This window comes from Rahnella bruchi (assembly GCF_003614975.1).
Taxonomy (GTDB): Bacteria; Pseudomonadota; Gammaproteobacteria; order Enterobacterales; family Enterobacteriaceae; genus Rahnella; species Rahnella bruchi.
In genome coordinates, this window is sequence record NZ_QZWI01000021.1 from 52,194 (window position 1) to 76,577 (window position 24,384).

Annotated in this window: 18 protein-coding genes and 3 pseudogenes; 8 read left to right on the forward strand and 13 right to left on the reverse strand. The window is 46.1% G+C overall.

Features of this window, described 5'->3' with window-relative positions:
- Positions 1 to 241: 241 nt before the first annotated feature.
- The 13 genes and pseudogenes from D5398_RS23330 to D5398_RS25495 all read right to left on the reverse strand — a co-directional run bounded on the left by D5398_RS23330 (position 242) and on the right by D5398_RS25495 (position 13,605).
- Positions 242 to 853 carry a DUF2913 family protein gene (locus D5398_RS23330; protein WP_120509749.1) on the reverse strand — a complete coding sequence of 204 codons (612 nt, stop codon included), beginning with the start codon at positions 851 to 853 and terminating at the stop codon, positions 242 to 244.
- A gap of 364 nt (positions 854 to 1,217) precedes the next feature.
- Positions 1,218 to 1,393, reverse strand: a pseudogene (locus tag D5398_RS25720) (IS6 family transposase); the annotation flags it as partial.
- Positions 1,394 to 1,578: 185 nt separating this feature from the next.
- Positions 1,579 to 2,874 (reverse strand): anaerobic sulfatase maturase, encoded by a 1,296-nt coding sequence (locus D5398_RS23340; RefSeq protein WP_279635017.1) that lies wholly within the window; start codon positions 2,872 to 2,874, stop codon positions 1,579 to 1,581.
- Positions 2,875 to 2,885: 11 nt separating this feature from the next.
- The gene (locus D5398_RS23345; protein WP_120509750.1) at positions 2,886 to 3,218 is read right to left on the reverse strand and encodes a DUF202 domain-containing protein; all 333 of its coding nucleotides are present in this window, start codon (positions 3,216 to 3,218) and stop codon (positions 2,886 to 2,888) included.
- Positions 3,215 to 3,559 (reverse strand): YidH family protein, encoded by a 345-nt coding sequence (locus D5398_RS23350; RefSeq protein ID WP_120509751.1) that lies wholly within the window; start codon positions 3,557 to 3,559, stop codon positions 3,215 to 3,217. The genes D5398_RS23345 and D5398_RS23350 overlap by 4 nt, the downstream gene beginning before the upstream one ends.
- Positions 3,556 to 4,287 carry a GntR family transcriptional regulator gene (locus D5398_RS23355; protein ID WP_244216827.1) on the reverse strand — a complete coding sequence of 244 codons (732 nt, stop codon included), beginning with the start codon at positions 4,285 to 4,287 and terminating at the stop codon, positions 3,556 to 3,558. Before D5398_RS23355 ends, D5398_RS23350 begins: the two co-directional genes overlap by 4 nt.
- Before the next feature lie 46 nt (positions 4,288 to 4,333).
- Positions 4,334 to 6,079 carry a sulfatase gene (locus tag D5398_RS23360; protein ID WP_120509752.1) on the reverse strand — a complete coding sequence of 582 codons (1,746 nt, stop codon included), beginning with the start codon at positions 6,077 to 6,079 and terminating at the stop codon, positions 4,334 to 4,336.
- A gap of 25 nt (positions 6,080 to 6,104) precedes the next feature.
- The gene (locus D5398_RS23365) at positions 6,105 to 7,508 is read right to left on the reverse strand and encodes a PTS transporter subunit EIIC (protein ID WP_120509753.1); all 1,404 of its coding nucleotides are present in this window, start codon (positions 7,506 to 7,508) and stop codon (positions 6,105 to 6,107) included.
- Between the two features lie 220 nt (positions 7,509 to 7,728).
- A complete protein-coding gene (locus D5398_RS23370; RefSeq protein WP_120509754.1) occupies positions 7,729 to 9,576 on the reverse strand; it encodes a hypothetical protein in 1,848 nt (615 codons plus the stop codon).
- 177 nt (positions 9,577 to 9,753) lie between these two features.
- Complete coding sequence (locus D5398_RS23375) at positions 9,754 to 10,074, reverse strand: phage holin family protein (protein WP_120509755.1); 321 nt, start codon at positions 10,072 to 10,074, stop codon at positions 9,754 to 9,756.
- Positions 10,075 to 10,290: 216 nt separating this feature from the next.
- Positions 10,291 to 11,085 carry a LysR family transcriptional regulator gene (locus D5398_RS23380; protein WP_162940825.1) on the reverse strand — a complete coding sequence of 265 codons (795 nt, stop codon included), beginning with the start codon at positions 11,083 to 11,085 and terminating at the stop codon, positions 10,291 to 10,293.
- 1,298 nt (positions 11,086 to 12,383) lie between these two features.
- Positions 12,384 to 13,172, reverse strand: coding sequence for a thioredoxin domain-containing protein (locus D5398_RS23395; protein ID WP_120509759.1), 789 nt, complete (start codon positions 13,170 to 13,172; stop codon positions 12,384 to 12,386).
- Positions 13,173 to 13,299: 127 nt separating this feature from the next.
- Entirely contained in the window at positions 13,300 to 13,605 is a 306-nt protein-coding gene (locus D5398_RS25495; protein ID WP_162940826.1) for a hypothetical protein, read from the reverse strand.
- A 623-nt stretch (positions 13,606 to 14,228) separates the two neighbouring features.
- On the opposite strand from D5398_RS25495, the gene D5398_RS23400 reads away from it, so the two are divergent.
- The 8 genes and pseudogenes from D5398_RS23400 to D5398_RS25500 all read left to right on the forward strand — a co-directional run.
- Positions 14,229 to 15,395 carry an efflux RND transporter periplasmic adaptor subunit gene (locus tag D5398_RS23400; protein WP_415838534.1) on the forward strand — a complete coding sequence of 389 codons (1,167 nt, stop codon included), beginning with the start codon at positions 14,229 to 14,231 and terminating at the stop codon, positions 15,393 to 15,395.
- A gap of 2 nt (positions 15,396 to 15,397) precedes the next feature.
- Positions 15,398 to 17,335, forward strand: a complete 1,938-nt coding sequence (locus D5398_RS23405; protein WP_120509760.1) for an ATP-binding cassette domain-containing protein — start codon at positions 15,398 to 15,400, stop codon at positions 17,333 to 17,335.
- Positions 17,336 to 17,380: 45 nt separating this feature from the next.
- Complete coding sequence (locus tag D5398_RS23410) at positions 17,381 to 18,700, forward strand: TolC family protein (protein WP_462938110.1); 1,320 nt, start codon at positions 17,381 to 17,383, stop codon at positions 18,698 to 18,700.
- A gap of 401 nt (positions 18,701 to 19,101) precedes the next feature.
- Positions 19,102 to 19,347, forward strand: a pseudogene (locus D5398_RS23415) (transposase); the annotation flags it as partial.
- 67 nt (positions 19,348 to 19,414) lie between these two features.
- Positions 19,415 to 20,566 carry an IS30 family transposase gene (locus D5398_RS23420; protein WP_120509762.1) on the forward strand — a complete coding sequence of 384 codons (1,152 nt, stop codon included), beginning with the start codon at positions 19,415 to 19,417 and terminating at the stop codon, positions 20,564 to 20,566.
- A gap of 9 nt (positions 20,567 to 20,575) precedes the next feature.
- Positions 20,576 to 21,475: pseudogene (locus D5398_RS23425) on the forward strand (IS3 family transposase); the annotation flags it as partial.
- 278 nt (positions 21,476 to 21,753) lie between these two features.
- Positions 21,754 to 22,293, forward strand: a complete 540-nt coding sequence (locus tag D5398_RS23430) for a LuxR C-terminal-related transcriptional regulator (RefSeq protein WP_162940827.1) — start codon at positions 21,754 to 21,756, stop codon at positions 22,291 to 22,293.
- 193 nt (positions 22,294 to 22,486) lie between these two features.
- A partial coding sequence (locus D5398_RS25500; protein ID WP_162940828.1) for an autotransporter outer membrane beta-barrel domain-containing protein occupies positions 22,487 to 24,384 on the forward strand: 1,898 nt, incomplete at its 3' end.

The following is a 24,384-nucleotide window of genomic DNA, read 5'->3' on the forward strand; positions in this document are numbered from 1 at the left end:
GTCCGCAGTGACCTGGCTGGCAGGAGAGAACACCACGTGCTCGCCCTGATGTCTACTAGCCAGGGGTTTATGCAGCGGTGATGATGCTGCTGACTTTCGGAATGTTGCTTTATTTGTTTCTTTTGACGCCATTTTCATTCTCTATGGGGTCCACTTGGAAAACGTAATGATAAATCATATTTAACTACTGGCTTTGGATACCGCTTATGGCTTATTGAGCTTCAGAAAGATCATAAGGTATTCAGACGTTATTATGTGAGTTCCCGGAAGCCATCAGTTGGAAAAGCATAGCCTCTTCGGGGCAGGATTTGGTCTGCCAGCTGCAGCTGTCGAGTAGTTTCTCCAGCCTTGCCACATTGCCGGTAATTCGAGCCATAAGTGGAGGTATTTGATTCCCATCATCATCAAAAGCAGTATTGAGAGAAGAATACAACAGATATACCGCATTCACGCTGTCATTCATTGCTACCGCGTTTCTTCCTGTCCATTCCCTGTCAGTGAGTCTCCTGTACACCCAGTGCATTTCTTTGGCTGTTTCAAGGGCGTAAGTTAGCCTGAACAAATCATTCTGCGCTGACAGTTCGCCGGTACAAGAGCGCCAAAGGTAATCAAGTTTATGCCGCATTTTGGCTCTAGGACCGAGCGTACGCCCCTGTTTCAGTAACCATACGATATCGGGGGCTGTTTCTCTGGGAAACCGATGCTGCTTCAACGCGGTGGCCAGCCAGCACGTCAGAAATACATTTTCCTGATATTCAGAGTTTACCTGACCATCACTTTTTGCAAAATGCAGAGCGATCAGGGCACACCAGGCAAGATGGCCTGACTTCTTTGTCAGTGATTCGGTATTCAAGCGTGTTGCTTCTCCAGGACCTTATCCATTATCCGCCATGACTGAATGTTCAACATGATGAATTATACACCAACATTATGATTAACTGGATAATAGTATGAGAAATGCCCCATGGTCTGTTAGAGGAAAACATTTTTTAAGAATTTCATTTTCTACTGAATATTTCATTGAATCCAAAGGGACTTTTCATTCAGTACTCTTTTTGAAATTCACAACCAGTTAATAATTCTGTTTAACTGCCATCGTATTAAGGTGATCGTTCATGTTGTCACCAAAATACGGTAAAAAAACGACTCATCGCCAGTTCTGGATCCGCATCCGCCTTTCTTTTTGAAGCCCTGATTTTAAAAAGTATTATTCATAATTCTATTTGAGACGCATAACGCTGAACCCAGCGGTAAATCGTGGGATGGCCAACCTTCACACCGCGCCTGGCCAACATCTCCTACAGTTCACGGGAACTGGTACCGTATTTACAGTACCAGCGTACCGCTACACTATGAGATCACACCTAAAATGCTGGCCTTTGATTGGGTTCATATGAAGTTTCGTCCACAGCAAGTAACAATGAGATTATCAGCTCCAAATTTTTGCGACAGTACCTATGGCTGTAGGTGGCTGCAACCGGCTGGATACGCATGAGGATTACTAATCTGCCAGCTTGCTCCTGCTGGTGTGGAGCTCCTGTAAACAGCGCTGATACGCTTTCAGCAAGGGGACAAAGGTTATTTTCCACAGCATTTCTTATGTTTTTTGCCGCTTCCGCAGGGACATAATGCATTTCTGTTTTGGCCTGAGCGCACTCTGCTTTCCTGCGCCAGCACAGACATAATGGTCTGTTCTTCATAACCGCTACTCAGCAGGTCTCTCATCAGATTCATTTCCCTGCGGATATGCTGAAAGAAATGTTGGTAACCGGCACACAGATAATTGTGTCCCGGATGGCCTGAAGGCGATACGGCAAAGCGGTGCTTCGGGCAGCCGCCATGGCAGACAAAACGGAATTCGCACCGCCGGCAGTCCGGCGTCAGGGTACGACTTTTCGCTTGGCCAAACTGATAGGCCGGTAAGCTGTTGTTAAGGGTCTTTATATCCTGTTGATGAATATTGCCCAGCAGGTACTGCGGATAAACAAAGTGGTCACAGTTATACAGGTCGCCATTGGCCTCCAGCGCAAACGCATGGCCACAGGTTTCTGAGTGTACGCAGAGCACTGGCGGTTGCAGGCACCATGCGGACAGAGCCACATCAAACATTTGCACCGAGATGCGTCCGACATCGCGACGCACCCAGATATCAAATATCTGGTTAAGAAACTCGCCATACTGCCACGAAGGTAGGCTCCAGGGAGCCAGTGTCGCGGCGCTTTCTCCGGGCAGCACTAACTGGAGTTCTGCGCTGTCCGCAGTGGCAATGCGCTCCACCAACGGGATAAACTGAATATGCCGCGAGCCAATGGCGAGCAGAAACTCATACACTTCTTTGGCATGCGCGGCATTATGCTTCCCTACCACGGTCAGGGTGTTAAAAGCCACCTGATGGGCTTTCAACAGATCCAGTGCAGCCATCACCTTATGATGGGTGCCCGCGCCTGAGCGGGTAACACGATAGGTATCGTGAAACGGTTGAGGGCCGTCAATGGAAAGGCCGATCAAAAACTGGTGTTCGGCGAAAAATGCCGCCCATTCAGGGTTTAACACCACGCCATTGGTTTGCAGAGCATGCTGTATTGGTCGCCCCTCCCCATATTTCTTGCACAACGCGACCACCTGACGGAAAAAGGGCAAGCCCATTAACGTCGGTTCGCCACCCTGCCAGGCAAACAGCACCTGTTCGCCTTCCTGTGCTGCAATATGCTGGGCGATAAACAGCTCCAACGTCTCTGGCGACATACGCCAGTTGTCCCAGCGTTCCGGATAAAGTGCTTCTTTTTCCAGATAGAAGCAATAACCACAGTCGATATTACAAACAGAGCCACCAGGCTTGGCCATAACATGACAGCCTTTGATATTTATGGACATCAGGCTTCTCTTTAAAACAGTCTCAAAACGGTATACAGAGGGATAGCGAGCGCATTCAGGCCCACCGCGAGACAAATCATTCGTTTAGTTGACATGGAGCTTGCTGAAGTGAGTTTGAAGTCGTACACCATCAGCTGTTGGCGACGGCACGAGACCACCACTACCAACAGGGAGATAATAATGGACGCGCCGCCCATTATTATCAGCGGGGTATCGGCATGATAAAATCCGGCGCGCAGAGTCACTACTGCCAGCACGATGGAAGAGAACAGGGTGCGGTGCCAGGAAAGCGCCGTGCGTTCAGGTTGCAGCCCCGAATCTCTTTCCCCTAAATCCGAAGTCATAACGTCACCAGCATAACCAGAATAGCCACGATACCGGCTACTAAGCCGCTACACAGCCACAGCAGGACCTGCGGGAAGGGTAATTCGGTGTCGAGGCGCATCGCCCGTTCATTCCCTGACCAGCGACGCCAGGCGTAACAGGATAATCCTGCGGCGGTCAGCCCCAGCGCCACCACTAGACAATCACGAAACAGGGCGGGAGCAAGCTCAGCCGCCAGTTGGTCGATGCCGATCGCAGCAGCCATAAAAGCCAGCGCGGTTCTGATCCAGGCCAGAAAGGTTCGTTCATTTGCCAGCGTATAGCGATAATCCGGCGGTTTACCTTCGGTTTTCCACTTCATCGACCTCCCTCTACAAGGTATTCATAGCAGTTCGCAATATGCCTTGCGATGGTGTATTCGACCAGTTGCTGCTGCTGGTTATACCCTTTACGGGTTTTGATTAACAACGCGGTGGCAACGGGAATATCCAACAGCCGGCAGTCATTTTCATCCGCCAGGCTGGCGGTAATGGTGTCCTGCCAGCTCTCAATATTTTCATGACGCTCCTCTAATAGCTGGTACAGGCCGTTATCCATCTCTTCCAGTGACAACGGCCCCAGTCTCGGCGTCAGATAGATGTAATTGAGCTGGGCAGGAATCTGATTCTGGCGGTACAGGGTGCGGGTCAAGCGCATCAGTTGGTTTCCAGGCGCCAGGCCAAACGCCGCGGCCACGGTGGGCGGCGGCTCGACGGATTCCATTGCCAAATTGTGTCGACTGATCGGCAGTTGCTGGTGACCATCCGCCAGCCTGATACCGGCTTTCACCTGCTGCTTTTCAGAGGTGCTGATCACCATAGTGCCGATACCGGCCTGACGTTTCAACAGACCTTTCGACACCAGTTCGGCCAGCGCCCTGCGGGCGGTAATACGGCTGACCCCAAAACGCTCTTCAAATTCGGCCTCGGTTGGCAGCACATCGTCTTTCTTATACTCCCCGGTTCTCAGCTTATGCAGCAGAATCTCGTACAGCTGCGCGTACAGCGGCCTAGCGCCGCGCGTATAATCAAGCTCTTGCTTCATTTTCATTTTATTCCTGTCCAGAGTTCTCCCCGGTCAGGCCGGGGAATGGGGCTTAATCCAGCCGCATCTCTAAGGCCATTTTGTAGAACACCGACTGATGCTGCTCTGCTGGCACCTCATCCAGTACAAACTGCCAGAGGTGTTCTCTGCTCCAATCTGATTTCGCGGCAGCCTTGAGTTTGCTGGCGATATTATCATGACCGCCGTTTTCCAGATGTTGCAACAGACAAAGCATGCCATAACGGATTTCAGCGGTTAGTTGTCTGAATTCCGGCTGCTGCGCCGAATCAACGCCGAGCAGCATCGGAGTGGGTTGGCCGAAATCGTAGCGCCCCAGCAGCTCCCCGGGGGCATCGCCAGCCACCATCATTCGTTCCATGGCGTTAAACAAGCGGCGCGCCACCGTGACTTCCTGACACTGAACATCCTGTTTTGGATTATTATCCAGGTCGTAAAGGCGGTGTCCGAAACGGTCGGCGTTACGGGTCATCACCGACACCGCCGGAACCTTCATCACTGGACAGCCTTTGGTGAATGGGAAACCGGTGTGTAGCGTGAGATTCTGGAGCTCACCAGGCGTAAAGCGCCGGTTAATGCGGGTGGGCATCAAGGTGTACTCGTAAAGATTGTCAATGTTGCTCTTTGCCGGCGCGCGCATATACACATAGCGGCCATCGGTGATATTAATATGGCAACCGAAATAACCAAATAGAGCATGGTCGCGAATTGGGGTGTCATTAGTTATGGCCGGTTTCAGCGAGACGCCCTGCATGTCCACCGGTTTTTCCAGCCCGAAAAATTCCAGCAGCGTGGCTGGAATATCAATAGTCTGCGCCAGAGCCTGCCGCGATTGACCCGCTCCGCCACAGTGCGGATGCCAGATAAAGAAAGGAATATTGGCCACTTCATTATACAGCGGCATAATATTTTTCCCCCACCACTGATGCTCACCCAGCAGGAACCCATGGTCAGTGTTGACGATAAGCAGAGTGTCTTTCCACAGATCATATTTATCCATATGATCTAGTACTTTACCGAGATAATCATCCACCATAGTCAGCAGCGCTTTGTAGTACTTCTGGATGTTGCTTCTGCGTTCCTCATTCTCCGTCACGAAGTAATATGGGGGCCAGCCATCAAATGCCGAAATATCCTCAATACCGTAAAGTTTCAGGTATTTTTCCGGAACGAAAAATGGTTCATGAGGATCAAAACACTCCAGTTGAAGAAACCAGTTATCCGCGCTGTAATTGGTGCGAATAAACTCCAGACCGCTGTTGATCGTCCGCGCCAACGGATGATCTTGCTCATCCTGCATAAACTGGACATTAATCTGGTGCTGAGTGCGGCTGGCGATACGGCGCTGTTTAATCTCTTCCGGCTCCCCGGATTCATAGTGGCAGACCGGTTTATTCACCATGCCTTTCCAGCTGTCTCCCTCCTGGCCGCGAATCAATTCACAGGTGTTGTAGCGGGGATGATAGGTGGCGCCGCCATCTCGCCAGTAGTGCTTATGATCCGTCACCAGATGGGTATGGATGCCGTTTTTTTTCAGGATTTCCGGCATTGAGTCATCAAACGGCTCCAGCGGCGACCAGGAGCGGTGCAGGAAATTATATCTTCCGGTATGAATCTCCCGCCGGGCTGGCATACAGGGCATGCTACCAACGTAGAAATTGTTAAAGCGCAGCGTTTTCTCTTTCAAACGCTGAAAATTGGGCGTGATAGCGGCATTGCTGCCGTAAGCCGACAGCATATGCTTATTAAGTGAGTCGAACATCAGCATAATGGCTTTCATAAATTTTCTCCGTCAATTCGTCCAGTTATAGCGTTTCTTTGTCATAACCGCGCAGCTTCCCCGTGGTCCAGGTTAGTACAAAGGCCGCCAGGCAGCCGACAAGCCACGCAATGATGTACTGTAAATATTTGCCGTCAGCGATCAGCGGTAGTGCAGAGAGACCAGCAGCGCCGATGCCATTGGTTGTGACGCCAAGCAGCACCACCATCATGCCGCCGAAACCCGCGCCTATCGAACCGGTAATAAAGGCAAAACCGGCGGGAATGTTGACGCCAAAAATGGTGGGTTCCCCGACCGCCAGTATCGAGGTGGGAATCGCACCTTTAGCGATTTTCTTCAGCACGGGGTCTCGGGTCAGCAGTAGTACGGCGGTAGCGGCACCTACCATGCCGGAATTAGACATGATCTGAATGGCAAACAGCGGCGCATGCCCGCTGGCATTGATCATTTCCAGGTGGATAGGGAACAGGCCATGGTGCAGACCCAGCGAGATTAGGAAGGGAAAAAGTGCGGCCAGCATAAACCCGGCGGCGATACCGCCCTTCGCCAACAGACCATTCATGCTGTGCAGAATGGCATTCGACAGCAGGCCAGCTACGGGCATGATCAGCAGCAATAGGGCTGCCGCCATCACCGTGAGGACAGTGCAGGGAGTCAGCACCACATCCAGCACATCCGGGATAACGCGACGTACCTGTTTTTCCAGCAGGCACATCACCCATACTGCGAAGATGACGCCAATCAGTCCGCCCTGACCGGGGATAAGACCCAGTACCGGTAGCTGCGGGGCAATGGTGATGGCGCCGAGCAGCCCGCCCATCACGATACTGCCGCCGAACTCCCTAGCAGAGGTCACGCCGGTATAAATTGCCAGTAAGCTAAACAGCGCTTTAGATACCAGGCCAAAAAACTCGCTCAGCCCCAGTAAATGTCGCTGTTCCAGCACCAACTGGGTAGCCGACAAATTGTCTGTTCCAGCAATATGGTGCGTCAAAGCAAATGACGCAGCAGAGTTTATCAACAGATTATTGATGCCCATTAATATACCGGCGGCGATCAGTGCTGGTAACACGGGAACAAAGATATTGGCGATATGCTTGAGTATCACTTTGACGCGGGTCGGTTTTTTGGCTTTTTCCAGCGCCTGCATCGCTTTCAGTTCTGCGCTGTTTAACGTGGGCGATTCCGGCACTATCTCATTTATAATATCCGCGATCTTTGACGATTTTCCCGGGCCGACAATCACCTGCAGGGTGTCGTCTTCAACCACACCCAGCACCCCGTCGATGGCTTTCAAAGCCTGAATATCAGCTCGCGCCGGGTTTGCAATTGTCATACGCACCCGGGTCATACAGTTGGTCGTGTGAACGAGGTTTGCTCGTCCGCCGCAGTGTTTCACAATGGTGTCAGCAACAATTTTGTAGTCCATCCTGATGTCCGGTTATTATCCATTTTTCGCGCAATTGTTATAACAATATAATGTTGTGTTTTATGTGAATGTGATCATATTAAGCGAACAAATCCTTGGTAAGAATATGGATTTATTCTGCAGTCTGGAGATGAGCGGAGTGGCGAGGTAGACGTAATAAGCGATGTTTTCCTGGCGGAAAACATCGCGCAAGCCGCCTCAGCAAGGCGGAAAATCAGCGTTAATTCAGCATGACCTTAAACGCAGTCAACGAATGAGCCGGGAAAAGGTATTGCACAGCGCCACTGGCGACATTGGCCTCGGAGGTGAGTTTCTCCACTTTATTGGGTAATTCATCTGTATTGAAGTCATCAATTTTATCTGCGTTGAGGGTCCAGACTTCCGCAAGGGTATCCTGAATGAGCGGGAAGTTAATGGTCGCCTCAAGCGCTTCGTCCATTGAGCTGTTTAGCACCAGCAGATAGCATTCATTACCGCGGGTGGTGGCAACGCCGTTTAACAACTGAATAGTCCGCTCAACAGATTGTTTATTTTCACTTACCGTCACCGTCAGTTCCGGCACATTGTCGAAAATAGATTCAACCTCATTTTCGCCTGTGCGGTGGCAGAATATTTCCATCATATAAGCATGTGCGGATTTCAAGAACGTGTAAGTATCGAAGAAAGCCATTGGCGTTGCCGAAAGTTTTTCAAACATCCGGTCAATCAGCGAATGTCGCAATGCATAATCCAGATCCATCTTAATAAACTCAATTAACTGCCAGGCGCTGTAAATCGCCGCTCCCAGCGTGCCTTCATAATAGAGAGCATTCTCTTCTGCGGAGTTACCCAGTTTTTTGAATTCACTGTCATGCAGAGCATATTCAGTGATTGCCGGTTTGATTGGGCGATGAGAGTAAAGCAGCAAGTCGCTTTGTAATTTTTTTACCACATTGACTTTACGTTGCGCATCCACCATCGCGGTATAGTGGTACTGCGTTAGATTGTCAGGGTCAAAATCTCCTTCAAATGCCCCGTAAGGATGTATAACCATGCCGTCGTAGTCGATATCCGCTCCCGCCTGATGAATAGCTTCGGGAATATTCATCGCCATATAAACATTAATACTCGGGTCAACAGCCTTCATCGCCTTAACATAATCGCTAAAGCCATCATGAGTAGAGCTGTAAGTTGCCGTAATGATACTATCTTTGGGTGGGATATTACCGTGCATGCCATCGCCAAAATGAATGTCGCCTGTCATTTCATCAAGCACGTAGATATTCTCTTTCCCCGCGTCAGACAGATTTTCGATGCGGTGCCATAATTGATCGGCAACATAGATTTCCGGAGCCATTTCATCAGTATTAACCGGAGCATATTTAATCTGTTTTACCTGCAATCCTGAGCCATCGCTTTTTGCTGCGTTTTCCCGCCAATCACTTTCCAGCCCTACAAGTTGCTTAGTAAAGGTAACCGTACCTCCATGAACATATAACTCCGGCCATTTTGTTCTGTCGGTCTCGCCGCGAAGCCAGTATTCCTGATCGACCAGGTCTGGTACAAAATAAATTTCATTACCAATTTCGAAGGAGCGAACATTATAAGGTTGCGGATGACCATTTGCTGCACGCAGCGCTGCCATGGGATTCTGTCCGTCGTCCGGCGCATTCAGATATTCCACCAATTCTGCAGCATCCTTTGCATTGCCATTGCCGAAATTATACACATATAGCGTTTCCATATTATTTTGTTCAGCGAATTGCAGCCCTTCATCAAGTCCAAATGAACAGTTATCCGGCCCAAAATCAAGGTAAGGATCAACCTGAGGAGTGCGTTTATTAAAGGGGCCAATAGCGCGTTTCCAATGAAAAAGATTGGCGGTGGTGCCGCCGGGATAGCGGGTAGTGGTTACGCCTATCGTGTTAAGTTTATCCTGGAATTCAGATTTCACCTGAAACTTATCGGGGTCCCACATTCCTACTCCATCGAGAAAATAGCGGTGATTGACGCCAAGTAAGCCTGAACTGACGGGGTGTAATACCTTTTCTTTATTCACAGTGATGATAGTATTTTCTTTAGCTTTCATTTTATCTTCCATTATTAGAATAATAACCGTTAAATATTGGTCGTGCTAAGTGGTGATTTTTTATTGGTAATGTAACCTCCGTTTCTTACTAATTAATAAAATTACACCTGCTGGTAGGTGCTGGGTGTTGGCGCTAAGTTTTACGTATTGATTTTCCATTTGTTATGGATTGCATGATTACCAGATAGTTTTCTGCTGAAATAGCAGTGTCCATGGCCAGTGCAATAAGTTACTGCCGGTTAAACCAGAAATACCGGCAATTATTAGCGTGAGATGTTCGCTCCACATTAAATTCTGACAGAAAATACCCGCAAGCACGCCGAGAAAACTTGAGGAGATAAGCTGAGAGGCCAGGGTCAGCTGCATGCCGTGTAATACCGTAAACTGTTTGTTAAATAAATGGCATGCAAGGCCTCCCCATAGGGAGAAAAACATAATTCGTAAACCGGATGGTGTAATAAACTCCATCACTTCGATGGAGGCGAGAAAATGATCCATGTATGCTCCCTTTTTTTTATTGTTAATTAGTCTGATTAATTCCAGTTTCGTTTCTCCCGTCCAAAATCAGAATTTCCCGATATTGTCGCTGCTGATAATTAAATTTTAGCTTCACGCCGGGCTGTTGTTGGCAAGCAGAATTACATATTGGTGTTTTTAATGTAAGCATTTTTTGTTTCATAAATTCTTCCGTAAATAATTAATTTCATGCCTTGATTAGCGACAATTTATTCTTGAATTCATTCCCGTAAGTATCTTTTCCTGCAAGGGTGTAGTTTTGAGTTTATTGATATAAATAAATATCGGCTGTTTATAAATGTAAGGTAATGTGAAAAATTCAGCAGGAATGTTGTCGGAAAGTTTAAAACTTAGCCCCTCTCCATTAATGAGAGAATTCTGTAAAAAAAGCGAATTATCTATGCGATGATAATGGCCTTTATAACCATGGGCGCGAAGAACATCGAGCGCTTTCTGAAAGCCGTTCTGACCGATGATATCTTTTTCCGCCAGGATGACATGATTCTGCCAGTCTGCAATCAGCGACGATGCGCAGCACAGTGAGAGTATCAGCTCGGTATGCTCAGTAATAAAATGTGACGGAGATGTCACGGAGTTAAAGCTGATAAAGAGATCGTCATCATCCCTGATGCAATCCGCCTGTCTCAGCATTGCCTGGGTATTTGACTTTACCATTGAAGATTCGAACAGGTCGAAAACTACCGAGGTATTAAGGTGCGGTGAAGAGAACTTAAAACATCGTTCAGACGTGGGTTTCAGGCTTTCAAGCGCTGAATAGTGGGGAAGGATCTGCTGATACAGGGACTCAGCCGCATGGGTTGGACGAATCCGGTTGCGCTCAATGATAAAAAGCTTCTCGCCCACGCGTTCTTCAACAATCTTCAGCATCCTCGATACTGGCGGAACAGTCAGGCAAAGCTTTTCAGCTGCAGATTTAAGGCTTTTTTCTCGATAAACCGTAACAAAGACTTGCATAGCTCGCGATACAAACATATTTCCTCCTTTAGTATTTGAAAAGAGGATTAAAAGTCGAATTCGCTTTTTTAGCATTTAAAATTAGAATATTTTTTTATTCTTACGCAATATTTATTGATTCAGTGAATGATTAAGTAGAATTTTTAACCGTAAATTTTGTTAGTTTGCGAATGAGAGAGAGCCAGTATCAGGTCTACTCATTCAGGAAAACCTTTAACAAAGGCCAGGTCTCAGCATTTAATTGTGGTGATTCTTTGGATGAGATCCATCTGGAAAGTAAAGTTTTTGAAATCTAAGGCTCTGTGATTACGATAGATACTTACCCACAGGATAAAGATGTATTTGATATGGAACAGCAATATACCAATGAACTGACCTTGGATTTGCCGCCTCACTAACGCGTACGCCATTTTGGGGAGTAAAAGGCCGGAATGTCTGAATGCACTCGTGAGACTGTTGCATAGCAGGAGGCATTACTGCTTGAATAGCCGGTTGTGAGTATTTAACGGATTGTGGTTGGCGGGGCGCTGTCCTAAAGCGACGAGGTGATATAAGTTGCCTGCAATTGCTCTGAAATCGAGTTTGATGGTTAGGAACCTGTATGGCTCCTTTTGAGAGCATTTGACCATGAATGTCAGCACTAACCATCCCTTTAATGATGCTGGTTTTCACGAGTTTTTGTATGAATAGGTTTTATGATGTATTTTTAGTCTGAAACCCGTTTTACAGGCACGCCGATCTAAAACCGGCCCCTGCAGCCATCTTTTATTCTCCATTCCGCACAGCCTTACTGACAGCAATTATGTTGCATATACCAGCCAGGGCGCAGGTAAAACGTACATAGTGCATTTATATAGATCAGTGCCCAGAAAACTTTTCATCAGCACCGGGAACCCAGATTTCTCTGATTCTTCCCGCGTCTGCATATGCAGGATTTTACACACGAGATGGAGCCGCTTTCTGCGCTTACGATTGGCCAGAAAGCTGGAGTAATGCACCATCTTAAAATGCCGTCACGGTGTGGCCAGTTTAATATCACGGGATATGCAGCCCAACAGATCGGTGATAAAGGATACTCTGATACACCGGCTGTTATTGGCATCAAATACAGTTTCTAATCCCGCAGCTCAGATGACCTGAAAACCGACTATAGTCGGATTTCAGGTCTTTTTTTTATTGTAGTTGGATACTCCTGTGAGTAGCACGCCAGAAGCTTTCATTTGTGGCGTCAGGATAGACCGGGTGACATAAACACCTGAGATTCTCATGAAGAACCCGATAAGCAGATTGTTGCCTTATTTCAGATCAGTGTCGTCTCAGTAATGTGTAGTAAGCGCGGTATCAATTGCATTTTGTAACTGTTCGGTGCCTGGCATTCCTGCAAAGATGGTGGTATTTAACAGCCCTGCGTTCTTCGAAGGGATCACAATTATGGCTGGGGTACCACCAAACCCGATTTTTTGTGCCAAATTGTTTATATTTTCAAGAGTTGGGATAGGGTTAAATGTCTTCTTATAGCTAAAATTCAGGAAGGTTTCTATCTGAGAAATATCGGAAGTAGTGAGCTTGCCTTCATTGTGTTCCAGTGAAAACAGTGTGTTATGGTACTTCAGATATGCCTCGCTGCCTTTTTCTTTGAAAATTTGCAATCCCACTTTAGCCGCCTGCAATGACTCCGGCCAGCGCTTGCCAAAAATAGGCCATTCTTTAAAAATAAAACGCATCTGCGGATAGGTTTTCATCATTTGTTCAATAACCGGATTCAGACGACTGCAGTAAATGCACTGATAGTCGAAAAAAACCACTACCGACGCAGGAGCATTCTCACTTCCGAATGAGGGAGTATTCTTATCATTAAGAAGATCCTTTTGGTTTTCAATAGCTGCCTTTTTCATTCCTTCAATTTTATCAACGTTGGCATTATCTGTTATTTTCTTTAACACGCTGGAAATTATCTCTGGGTGATTTATCAGATAGCTTGATGAAATACGTTCGATTGCGCTCTGTTGTTCGGTAGTGATTTTAAAACTTTGATTTAGGTGTTCAGCATGGCTGTAAAACGACAACATGGATAAAAGAAAGCAGATACTAAATTTTTTATTCATAATTTCCTCTGTTAAACTTTAAGACGTTACAGCTGATTTGATGAAATGCAGCATATATAAAATATGCTGCATTAATATTTCCCATGAAAGATATCCTAATTCGACATGGGGATTGCCCTAGTAGATATTATGGGCAAGTTCCAACTTCCAACCAACCATCACAATTCTTTAAGGATGTAACACTAGTATATGGAATTGTTTGGTTTGTTGGGTTTGGATATCCATCAGCATCAGCACAGGTCGCCATAATCTGACAACTTGCATCTCCTATAGCGACGGCAGCCACCAAATTACAGGATTCATGAGCGGAAGAGTCCCCAAATGCTATTTTACAATCACTTGAGGTAATCTTAGCAGTTGTTGATTGTGCGTAAGATAATTGTGAAGTTAATGCTAAAAATGTTAATGCCACAAGTACAGTATACTTTTTCATATCCATTCCTTGTATAAGCCCCTATTAATGCGGGCTATTTGATAGTTAGAAGTAGATTACGTCGCCCACCCAGTTAAGCATAACCAACCATAAATTGAATATAGCTAAGCATAAAACACCGTTGGGCCCTCGACGGACGACATTAGCGCACTATCCATTTTTAAATGAAAGCGATAAAAATCCAAAATGAGGCAGATGTCACATTATGTAAAGAAACGTCAATTTAGGTAAATTTATTTATTGAAGTTATTTTTTGTTTTCGTTTAAAACATTATTAAAAATATTTTGGTAACGGAAATCTAATCAATATGGATGCTATTGGACATACTATTTTCAACAATGAAATTGGAAGATTACCCGCCGCAATCACATCCAAAATATCCTTTTAATGTAGATTTTTACTGTATTATAACAGCCATGCCTATCTAGAGGCCTGGCCAATATATCACAATGAAATAATATTGATTTTCATTTTCATTCTGGAGTAAGAACAATCATCTGGCAGGTTTCCTCCTATGATAAACGCTTGATGCTGCCTGGCATAATTGTTCATAACGAAACTCCACATTGTGGGGATTATATCACCATGCTGTCTTCATTTCTTATCGAAAAAGGTATTACTTATGAAGTTACTTCTCCGCTGGCCAGTATTAATTGTTTATCTATTCTTAATTTTTATCTGTGCGTATATGCTTTACGCTCATAAATCTGCAGAAACGACAATGTATACCACTGCGCTGGTTCATTCGGGCGATATTGAAAATGTCGTACTGGCGGCAGGCCGACTTGATGCTGCAGAACGGGTGAGTGTCGGCGCCCAGGTTTCAGGTCAGGTTAAATCGATCTGGGTAAGACCCGGCGACAGAGTCAAAAAAGGCCAACCTGTTGCCGATATTGACGACCAGTTCCAGCGCAATGAGGTGCGCACAGCAGTGACGGCACTTGATGTTGCAAAAGCTAATCTTCTGGCAAAGCAGGCCCAATTAAAACAGGCAATGAAAAGCTATATCCGTCAGAGGAAACTATTTCAGGAAGGGGCCAGTTCGCAGCAGGATTTTGAAGATTCGGAATCCGTCTTGGCGATGAATCGCGCGGAAATGCAGGCCTTAAAGGCACAATTGGCGCAGGCACAAATTGAAGTCGATAAGAAAAAAGCTGAACTGAGCTATACCCGAGTTTTGGCGCCAATGGACGGCATTATTATTGCGGTTGTGACCCGGCAAGGACAGACCGTCAATTCAAGCCAGCGTGCACCAACTATCATCAAACTCGCTCGGCTGGATATGATGACGATAAAAGCACAAATTTCTGAAGTAGATATTACCCATATCCATGCAGGTCAGGAGGCCTTTTTTAGCACCTTCGCAGAACCGGATAAGCAATACCAAGCCACTCTGAATACTGTCGAACTTGCGCCGGAGTCATTAATGGCAGATGAGTCTGCGGAAGGGAGCACTTCAGCCAATAACGCCAAATCCTCCGTTTACTACAATGTATTACTGGATGTACCTAACCCGGCAAATAACTTGCGAATTGCGATGACCGCTCAGGTGAAATTGCTTATTGACAAAGCCAAAAATACCCTGCTTGTTCCCCGTCAGGCCGTGGAGAAAAGTCCCACAGGCAAAATGCAAGTGAGAGTTTTAACAGACGAAAATCAACCTGAAACTCGGGAGGTCATAACTGGAATTACCGATAATATCAATATCCAGATCCTGGCTGGTTTAAAAGCTGGGGAGCAAGTTATTTTAGCAAAAAACAATATCCAGCAATCTCAAGAGGGTATCTGATTGTGCAAAACATTATAGAGCTCAGTGGGGTTTGCCGGACATTCAAGAAAAAAGGGCAACAATTCCCAGTACTCAAAGACATTCACCTGAATTTGTCTCAAGGTGAAATGGTGGCAATCACCGGCGTATCGGGTTCAGGCAAATCGACCTTATTGAATATTTTGGGTTGCTTGGATGTTCCTGACCGGGGGGACTACTTGTTTAGAGGGCAGAATACATCCCACTTTTCGCCAGATGAACGTGCAGGATTGCGACGGGAACATATTGGCTTTGTTTTTCAGCATTATCATTTGATGAACGATCTAACTGCGACTGACAATGTTGAAATACCCGCGATCTATGCTAACTGCACGCGCAGCCAGCGTCGCCATTTAGCGGTGGAATTGTTGAAGCGTCTTGGTCTTGGGGGAAAAGAATCTCATAAGCCCGGACAGCTCTCAGGTGGGCAACAGCAACGGGTCAGTATTGCCCGTGCGCTGATGAATGGTGCAGATATTATTTTGGCAGATGAACCCACCGGGGCGCTCGACTATGATTCGGGACAGGTGGTATTAGCTATTCTCAGCGAGCTTAATCAGCTTGGCCACACTGTGGTCATCGTTACGCACGATATGAATGTGGCTCAATGCGCACAACGGATCATTGAGTTAAAAGACGGACAAATTGTCCTCGATACAGGCCAAGATGTCTTAAATAAGGCCTGCAACTTCTCTGTAAATCCTGAGTCGCAAAAAGGCTGGAGATATTTCTTCGGGCGGAGTTTAGAATCGCTGAGGATAGCTTTCAAGGCCATGAAAACTCATCGTCTTCGGACTTTGTTAACTATGACAGGCATCATTATCGGGATTGCAGCGGTCGTCACCGTGGTTGCCCTGGGAGAAGGTGCCCGACTGCGAACAATGGAGAGTATTAAGGGGCTAGGCAACAGTAAAGTCAGCCTCTATCCGGGAGGGGACTTTTCAGACGATTCCATTAGAAACTCCCGCTCACTCATACCAGCTGATGCTGATGCGTTAACCCTACAACACGGTGTTGACGGTGTTAGCCCGGAAATTAACACTTCTGAAATTATACGCTTTCGTAACAGGTCGGCTAATGCCTCCATAAAGGGTGTCGGCCATGACTATTTTCGGGTCAATGTCATGACCATTAAGAAAGGGTCAACCTTCCATGACGACCGTGGGGCATTTCAGGAAGTCATTTTGGATGAAAACGCGTGCAATACGTTGTTCGGGGTCGCCGCAAATGAGGCCATGGGGCAGATTGTCTTTTTAGGTTCTGTTCCGATGCGTGTTATCGGCATCGTAGAAAATAACCGGGAGTACTCGCCTGACAATATCAACGCCTGGATATCATATAGCGCAGCGATGTACAGACTGTCGGGCAAAACTACGCTGGACAGCATCAGCTTAAAAATAAATGAGCATGCCAACAACGGATCTACTGTGAAGGCCATAACTCAACTCATAATCCAGCGCCACGGAGCCAAAGACTTTAAGCTCATCAACAGCGACCAGTTACGCAAGGCTATTGAGCGAACCACCACTATTTTCAATCTTCTTATTCTTGCTGTGGCCTCTATATCTCTTCTCACAGGTAGCCTGGGCGTTATGAATATAATGTTGGTCAGCGTGACCGAGCGAACTCATGAGATTGGTATTCGGATGGCAGTAGGTGCACGACGCAGCGACATCATGCAGCAATTTCTTATTGAAGCCTTAATGGTTTGTATTATCGGTGGTCTAGCTGGGATGGCCTTATCGTTTGTGGTTGGTTCTTTGTTCACTGAGATGACAAATGGCACCCTTACCGCAGTCTGGTCATGGAAGGCGGCTTTAGCGGCACTATTCTGCTCAACCTTAATTGGCTTAATTTCTGGTTATTGTCCGGCGCGCAAAGCATCCCTGATGAATCCTGTTACTTCACTGACTTGCGAGTGACATATGAAAACGATCTTTTCTTTGTTCTTTTGCCTCGCCGTCCTGATGAGCTGCAGCTGCAGCAATATGCTTAACACCCGATACGTTGCGCCGCAGATAAACTATCCAAGTTTCTGGCAACCCGCTGCTTCTGGAAACGAACGGGGACCGTTTGAATGGCATGATTTTCATGATCCTCTCCTTGAGCAATGGCTGAGAAAGGTAATGGATCGTAACAGCGATCTTGCTGAGGCAATGCTACGGCTCAATCAGTCAGCGCTGGAAGTTAGACGTGCAGATATCAGTTCTGCCCCCAGTCTTGACGCGGGTTTGAATAGTGCAACCAGCAGGTTACTTGCACAATCCTCACCGCGAAATAAAAGTAGCGGAGCCCGCTTCAGTACTAGCTATGAAGCAGACTTATGGGGCAGGGTGTCGAATTTGCAAGATATAGCTGAATGGAGCCGAAAGATAACTGAGGAGGATTTACGCGCGGTACGTCTTTCTTTGCTGAGCACGGCCAGCATTAACTATTGGCATTTAGGTTTGATCAATCAGCAAATTAAGGTGGAAAAAGAGAGTATTGTCTATGCCAGATATACATTAAGAATGGCGGAACTTCGTTATCGCACCGGCGTGGTTTCCAGTCAGGATAAAGTTGAAGCTGAACAGAGTTTGTTGTCTCAGAACAGCCATCTTTTACAGCTGGAACACCTCAGACGGCAGAGCCTGAACGAGCAGGCAGTACTGATGGGAATGCCACCCGGTAACGCTACTGTTGAACCCGTTACGCTTTCTTTGGACCCATTACCCGAAATTACCCGCGGTATTCCGGCTGACATCCTGAGTCACCGGCCCGATGTTCAGGCTAAAGAGATGCAACTGCGTCAGGCACTTGCCACCGTTGACGTCACGCGTAAGCAATATTATCCACAGTTCAACCTCACTGGCTCATTGGGAACCAGTAGCAATGCCATGTTGGAATTTTTGCGAAATCCCCTTGGATCGCTTGGCGCCGCTATCGCATTACCGTTCCTTGAATGGCATCAGGGTTCGACAGATATCAAAATTGCCCGTAACGACTATGAGCAACGTTTGCTGGAATTTAAACAGGTACAGTACAAGTCTATGGTAGAAATCGATGATGTTCTCTCGGAGCACAGCCAGCTGATTACTGAAGAAAAAAATCAGCGCACCATGCTGAAACTGGCGCATCATCTGGAAAAACTTAACGAAGTTCGCTACCGTCAGGGCCGGATGGTCATGGCAGATTGGCTTAATGCCCAGGAGCAACGCCGGCAGGCGGAACTCACGCTGTATGAAAACCATTTTAATCAGTATCTGAATCTTACGAAAATGTATCTGGCATTTGGCGGGGCAGCCTAGCTCGGCAGTGCGGCCATCGGTTTTCAAGGTAGCCAGAACCAGGAGCGAACTATTAACTAACTATTATAAGCCTTTTAACAGAAATGAACTTGACGGGTTTCAGCCTGACTGACTCGGAATTATTTTCTATAAGCGCCTTAATGCGATTGAAGCTTATAACGCGTTCTGTCCGCACTCTACGCTGAATTACCAGACACAGTCTGAATCTGCGGCGGGTTGGAGAAAGTATAATTTAGAGAGAGGAGGATCCGACATAACTAACTGAGCGTTGTATCAACCCTGGGGGAGGTCATAAGCTTAACTTTAGGTATTTCCAATAGCCATATTTTCAATATGTGAATAGACCCGGGTTTCGTAGACACTTTTTTGCCTCATAATGGAGGCCTAATGAAGGAGTGTTTATGTCAGTCAAAACGTTCACTGAAGAATTCAAAATTGAAGCCGTAAAACAGATCACTGAGCAGGGGTACCCTGTATCTGAGGTCTCCTCTCGACTTGGTGTATCCACTAATAGTCTTTACGCCTGGGTTAAGCGCTACCAGAAGCCCGAGCCGCAGCGTAAGCAGGACGATGCACTTCAGCATGAAGTAAAGCGCCTCAGGCAAGAACTTAAGCGAGTAACTGAAGAGCGGGATATCTTAAAAAAGGCCGCTGTAGATTCAATTGATCAATGCAACATCCATGCTAAAACATGGGGTAGCGGAGGATTAATGAATGAAACGTACATTTACGGCAAAGGAAAAAGAGTTTGTTTTCAACTCATGGAAGAACGGCATCGGCTTCAGTGACATTGCTAAAACCCTGGATTCTAAGCCCGGCACCATTTTCACTATTTTAAGAGACTCTGGTGGCATGAAGCCCAACGTGCGCAAACGCGCTTCATCGCATTTGACGTTATCTGAACGGGAAGAAATACGCGTTGGACTCTCTGCCAAAAAAAGTATCAGAGCTATTGCGCATTCTCTAAATCGCTCGCCTTCTACGATATCAAGAGAGGTTCAACGTAACCGTGGCCGACGCTATTACAAAGCGGTTGATGCGAACAACCGGGCTAACCGAATGGCCAAAAGGCCTAAGCCCTGTTTGCTGGAGAAGAATCTGGCGTTACGGGATTTAGTTTTGGAAAAACTAGAGCTTAAATGGTCGCCTGAACAAATATCCGGATGGCTTAAACATACAGTGCATCGGCGAAAATCGATGCAAATATCAGCAGAGACAATTTATAAAACCCTATATTTTCGCACCCGAGACGCCTTGCATCACCTGCTGGTAAGGCACCTGCGCCGTTCCCACAGTCTACGTCATGGAAAACGCCATTCACGCAAAGGTGAGCGAGGGACGATCAACATCGTCAATGGTATCTCTATCCATGAGCGATCAAGACATATCGACAATCGTCGTTCTGTTGGCCACTGGGAAGGGGATTTAGTCTCAGGAACAAAAAATACGCATATTGCTACTCTCGTTGATAGGAAATCGCGCTATACCATCCTGCTGAAATTGAAGGGAAAAGACGCCACTTCAGTGAATCAAGCTTTGATAGAGAAATTTAAAGAAATGCCCTTCAAGCTTGGGCAATCATTGACCTGGGACCGCGGTATGGAGCTTGCCAAACACGCTGATTTTACGGCTGAAACAGGCACGCTAGTTTATTTCTGTGACCCACAAAGCCCATGGCAACGAGGTACCAACGAGAACACTAATGGCCTTATTCGGCAATACTTCCCTAAAAAGACCTGTCTGGCTCAACATTCACAAGAAGACCTAGACCATGTCGCAGAGCAATTAAACAACAGGCCGAGGAAAACATTGAAATTTAAGACGCCAAAACAGGTTTTTGAAAAGGGTGTTGCGTTGACAAGTTGAATCTACAGCCGCGTACTTTGCAAGAACGTCAGGCTGAAGTACGCCTTCATTAAAAAAATGTCGTCCTTTTATGCTGTACGCAGGTTATGCCTGGTTCTTGGCCTCCATCACAGCGGTTATTACCAGTGGCTAAAGCGGCCTAAATCTTTGCGTACCCGGCAAGATGAACGGCAAACAGGCTTGATTAAACAACTGTGGCTTGAAAGCGGTACGGTTTACGGCTATCGAAAAATCTGGCGCGATATGAAAGATCTGGGTGAATGCGTCGGACGTAACAGGATCGCGCGCCTGATGAGGCTCGCTGAACTAGCATCTCAGACTGGATACCGAAAACGACGCTATTACGGTGGCGGAAAGCCTTCTTTTGCCAGTCCAAATTACCTTGAACGCCAGTTCGTTGTCCCAACCCCAAATACGCATTGGGTGAGTGACATGACTTATATAAGGACGCATGAGGGTTGGCTGTATCTGGCTGTTGTTCTTGATCTCTTCTCACGCAGGGTTATCGGCTGGAGCATGGGCGGACGAATGACCGCTGAGTTAGTAATGGATGCATTATTGATGGCGGTATGGCGACGTAAACCAACGGCAGAAGTATTAATCCATTCAGATCAGGGCTCTCAATATACGAGCGAAAGATGTCAGCATTTTATGACAGCTCACAATTTAAAAAGCAGCATGAGTCGTCGGGGTAATTGCCATGACAACGCAGTGGCAGAAAGCTTTTTCCAGTTGCTAAAACGGGAACGCATAAAGAAACGGATCTATAAAAATAGGGAAGAAGCGAAGGCGGATATCTTCGATTATGTCGAGATGTTTTATAATGCTAAACGCCGCCACAGTGCCTGTGAGGATCAAGCCCCTGCAGTTTATGAAAGTGCCTGGTTCATGAGGCACGGAACAGTCTAGGAAACTAGGGTCTATTCAAGCCTCATTTTATTCAAACATAGAAAATTCCTAATGAAGTTAATTTAATGTTAATAAAGGAGGTTTACATAAACCTAATCTTCTTACAGTTTCGAATCTAACATTTAAGTCCATGAATATTTTACCTAAATACTGCATGCTTGCATATTGATTCAAAATATTGACAATCACCTCACGAAATCAAATAATATGCACACTTTGAAACACTATCTCCCCCAACTATGAAATTGAAAATCTATAGCCATTGTTTATATACCAAGTTGGCCATTAACGCCCTATTCAAAGACTATCTTTCTAATTTAAAAGGAAATTTAATAGTCCTTGATTCACGTAATTTTAATTCTGTGCGTGAAATGAAATGCATAGCAAAATTTTATTCAATTCAAAGTGATAATTATAAAATCGTTGTCATACTAAATCGTCGTTTTATTAAAGCTGACCGTGAACTGTTAGGTTGCGGGATCAATATCAACGATAGCCTCTCCAGGTGGGGGTTTTACCTTAATAAAATAATGAATGATAACAATAGCTTGCCTGATTCCTTGCTCTGTCTTAGAAAATATTCTGGTAACATGAAGGTTTCAAAAAAATTACTTTCAATCATGGCATTAATCGCTAAGGGAAAGCCTGTTTATGAAATAGCCTCACTTATGCATATTAATGTTAAAACGGTTTATAGCCACATCACCAAGCTTAAGTCATTGTTCCATCAGGCAAATATTAGTCACTTATATGTATATCTAAAGGAACACATCATCATAGACGAAATAAGCCCTGTTACTTACACTGATTTAAAATAACACTTTGTTAACTTGATCACATATTCATTGTGGAATCCTTAAGCGAAAAAGCTAATATTAATTTATGAACCATTTTGGCTCTCATTAAAATCCCTTTAATTCAAGTTGCTTTCGGATTAACACCTTAAATTTATACTTCTACCTTTATTCCACCTGGGATAGGTACATTCTTTTACTTTGGGAGTCACCATAAATGAATTTAAAATTCATTCTGAGCAAAATCGCATTACTAATCCTTGGTAGCATCTGTTCTAACGCATATGCTAATACAACTTTCCAGGGAGATGTGAATCAAGCAAGTAGTAGTGATCCTGCGCCTGTATATACGGGAGATATAATTGTTGGTAACAACCAAGTTGGAGGTTCCGCCCAAACTCCCTCTGGTACGCTAATGGTTGATGCTGGATCCCAGGTTATCGGTAATCAAAGTTTGATTATCGGTAATTTGGCCAATAGTAGTGGTCGTGCAACGATTACTGGCGTAGGCACAACATTAAATCTAATGCGTTTTCTGAACGTAGGAAATGGTGCAGGTTCTTATGGTGAACTAAATATATTGGACGGTGCAGTAGTTGGTTCAGCTTCTTTTGCTTCTCCTGCTGGTAGGGTGGGGGCTGGCGCAGGTTCGATTGGTGTTGTTAATGTATCTGGAACTGGCTCAACCTGGAATAGCCAGGGTACAACATCGATTGGAGATAATGGCACCGGCTATTTAAATATCAGCTCTGGAGGAACTGTAAACGCACTAAGTCTGCGAGTCGGAAATTCTGCAGGCTCTGACGGTACAGTATCTGTAGATGGAGGAGCTCTTAACGTTATAGGTTCGCGCTCCATCGGTTCCGGCATTATTGGTAATGCTGGAACTGGCCGCATCTATATCACTAATGGCGGAACTGTCAGCGACAGCTTCACTTTGATAGGTAATGCTGCAGGGGGGGACGGTACAGTCTCCGTATCAGGTAGCGGTTCAGTTTTTAATAGCAATTTAAACACAATAGTCGGCAATGGAGGCAAAGGTCTCATTGAAGTCACTGATGGCGGGACTTTTAATGCATCATCGTCATCTAATCCACCAGGAAGCGCCTTGGTTTTAGGTGCTGTAGCTGTCGCTTCAGGGATCCCTAACGGGGGGAGCGTAAGAATTCAAGGTGCGGGTTCTACAGTTAATGCTATGGGCGGAAATACCGTCATTGGTGAAAATGACACAGGGACGATACTTCTGGAAGATGGCGGGCGCCTAAATACAGATAACATTATCATTGCTTCTCAGGCTGACAGCAGCGGTCAACTTTTTATAGGTTTCAATGGTTCTGCAGCTGGCTCTATCAATGATGATGCGAATATTACCTTTGGCGATGGGCAAGGTTTTTTAAGCTTTAACCATAATGAACAAATCAACTTTAATAATCTTATCCAAGGAAACGGAACTGTAATTGTTGATAGTGGAACAACTACCCTGACAGCAGAAAATACGTGGGGTGGTAGAACACTAGTGAACGGCGGCACCCTTAAAGCTGGCGGTGAGAATACTTTAAGTCCTAATTCGTCTTATGAGGTTGCAGCAGACGGCGTTATTGATCTTGACGGGCATAATCAGAGCTTAGGTAATGTTAGCAATGCCGGTACTATCAATCTTTCAGGACAAGAAGCCGGTACAGTGATGACCATTAACGGAAATTATGCCGGTAATAATGGCTTGCTGGTTTTTGGTACGGCATTAGGTGACGATAATTCAACGACTGACCGTATGAATGTTACAGGAGATACTTCTGGTACATCACGTGTTGCCGTAAACAACCTGGGGGGGACTGGTGCCCAGACCCTTAATGGCATTGAACTTATCAATGTTGGCGGAACTTCTGCTGGAGAGTTCACGCAGGAAGGAAGGATAGTTGCCGGTGCCTGGGAATATCATCTAGCACGAGGCGAGGGAGGCAATAGCGGTAACTGGTATTTATCTACCAAAGCCGAGGATAACGGCGGCGGTGATAACGGCGGCGGTGATAACGGCGGTGGTGATAACGGCGGTGGTGATAACGGCGGTGGTGATAACGGCGGTGGTGATAACGGCGGTGGTGATAACGGCGGTGG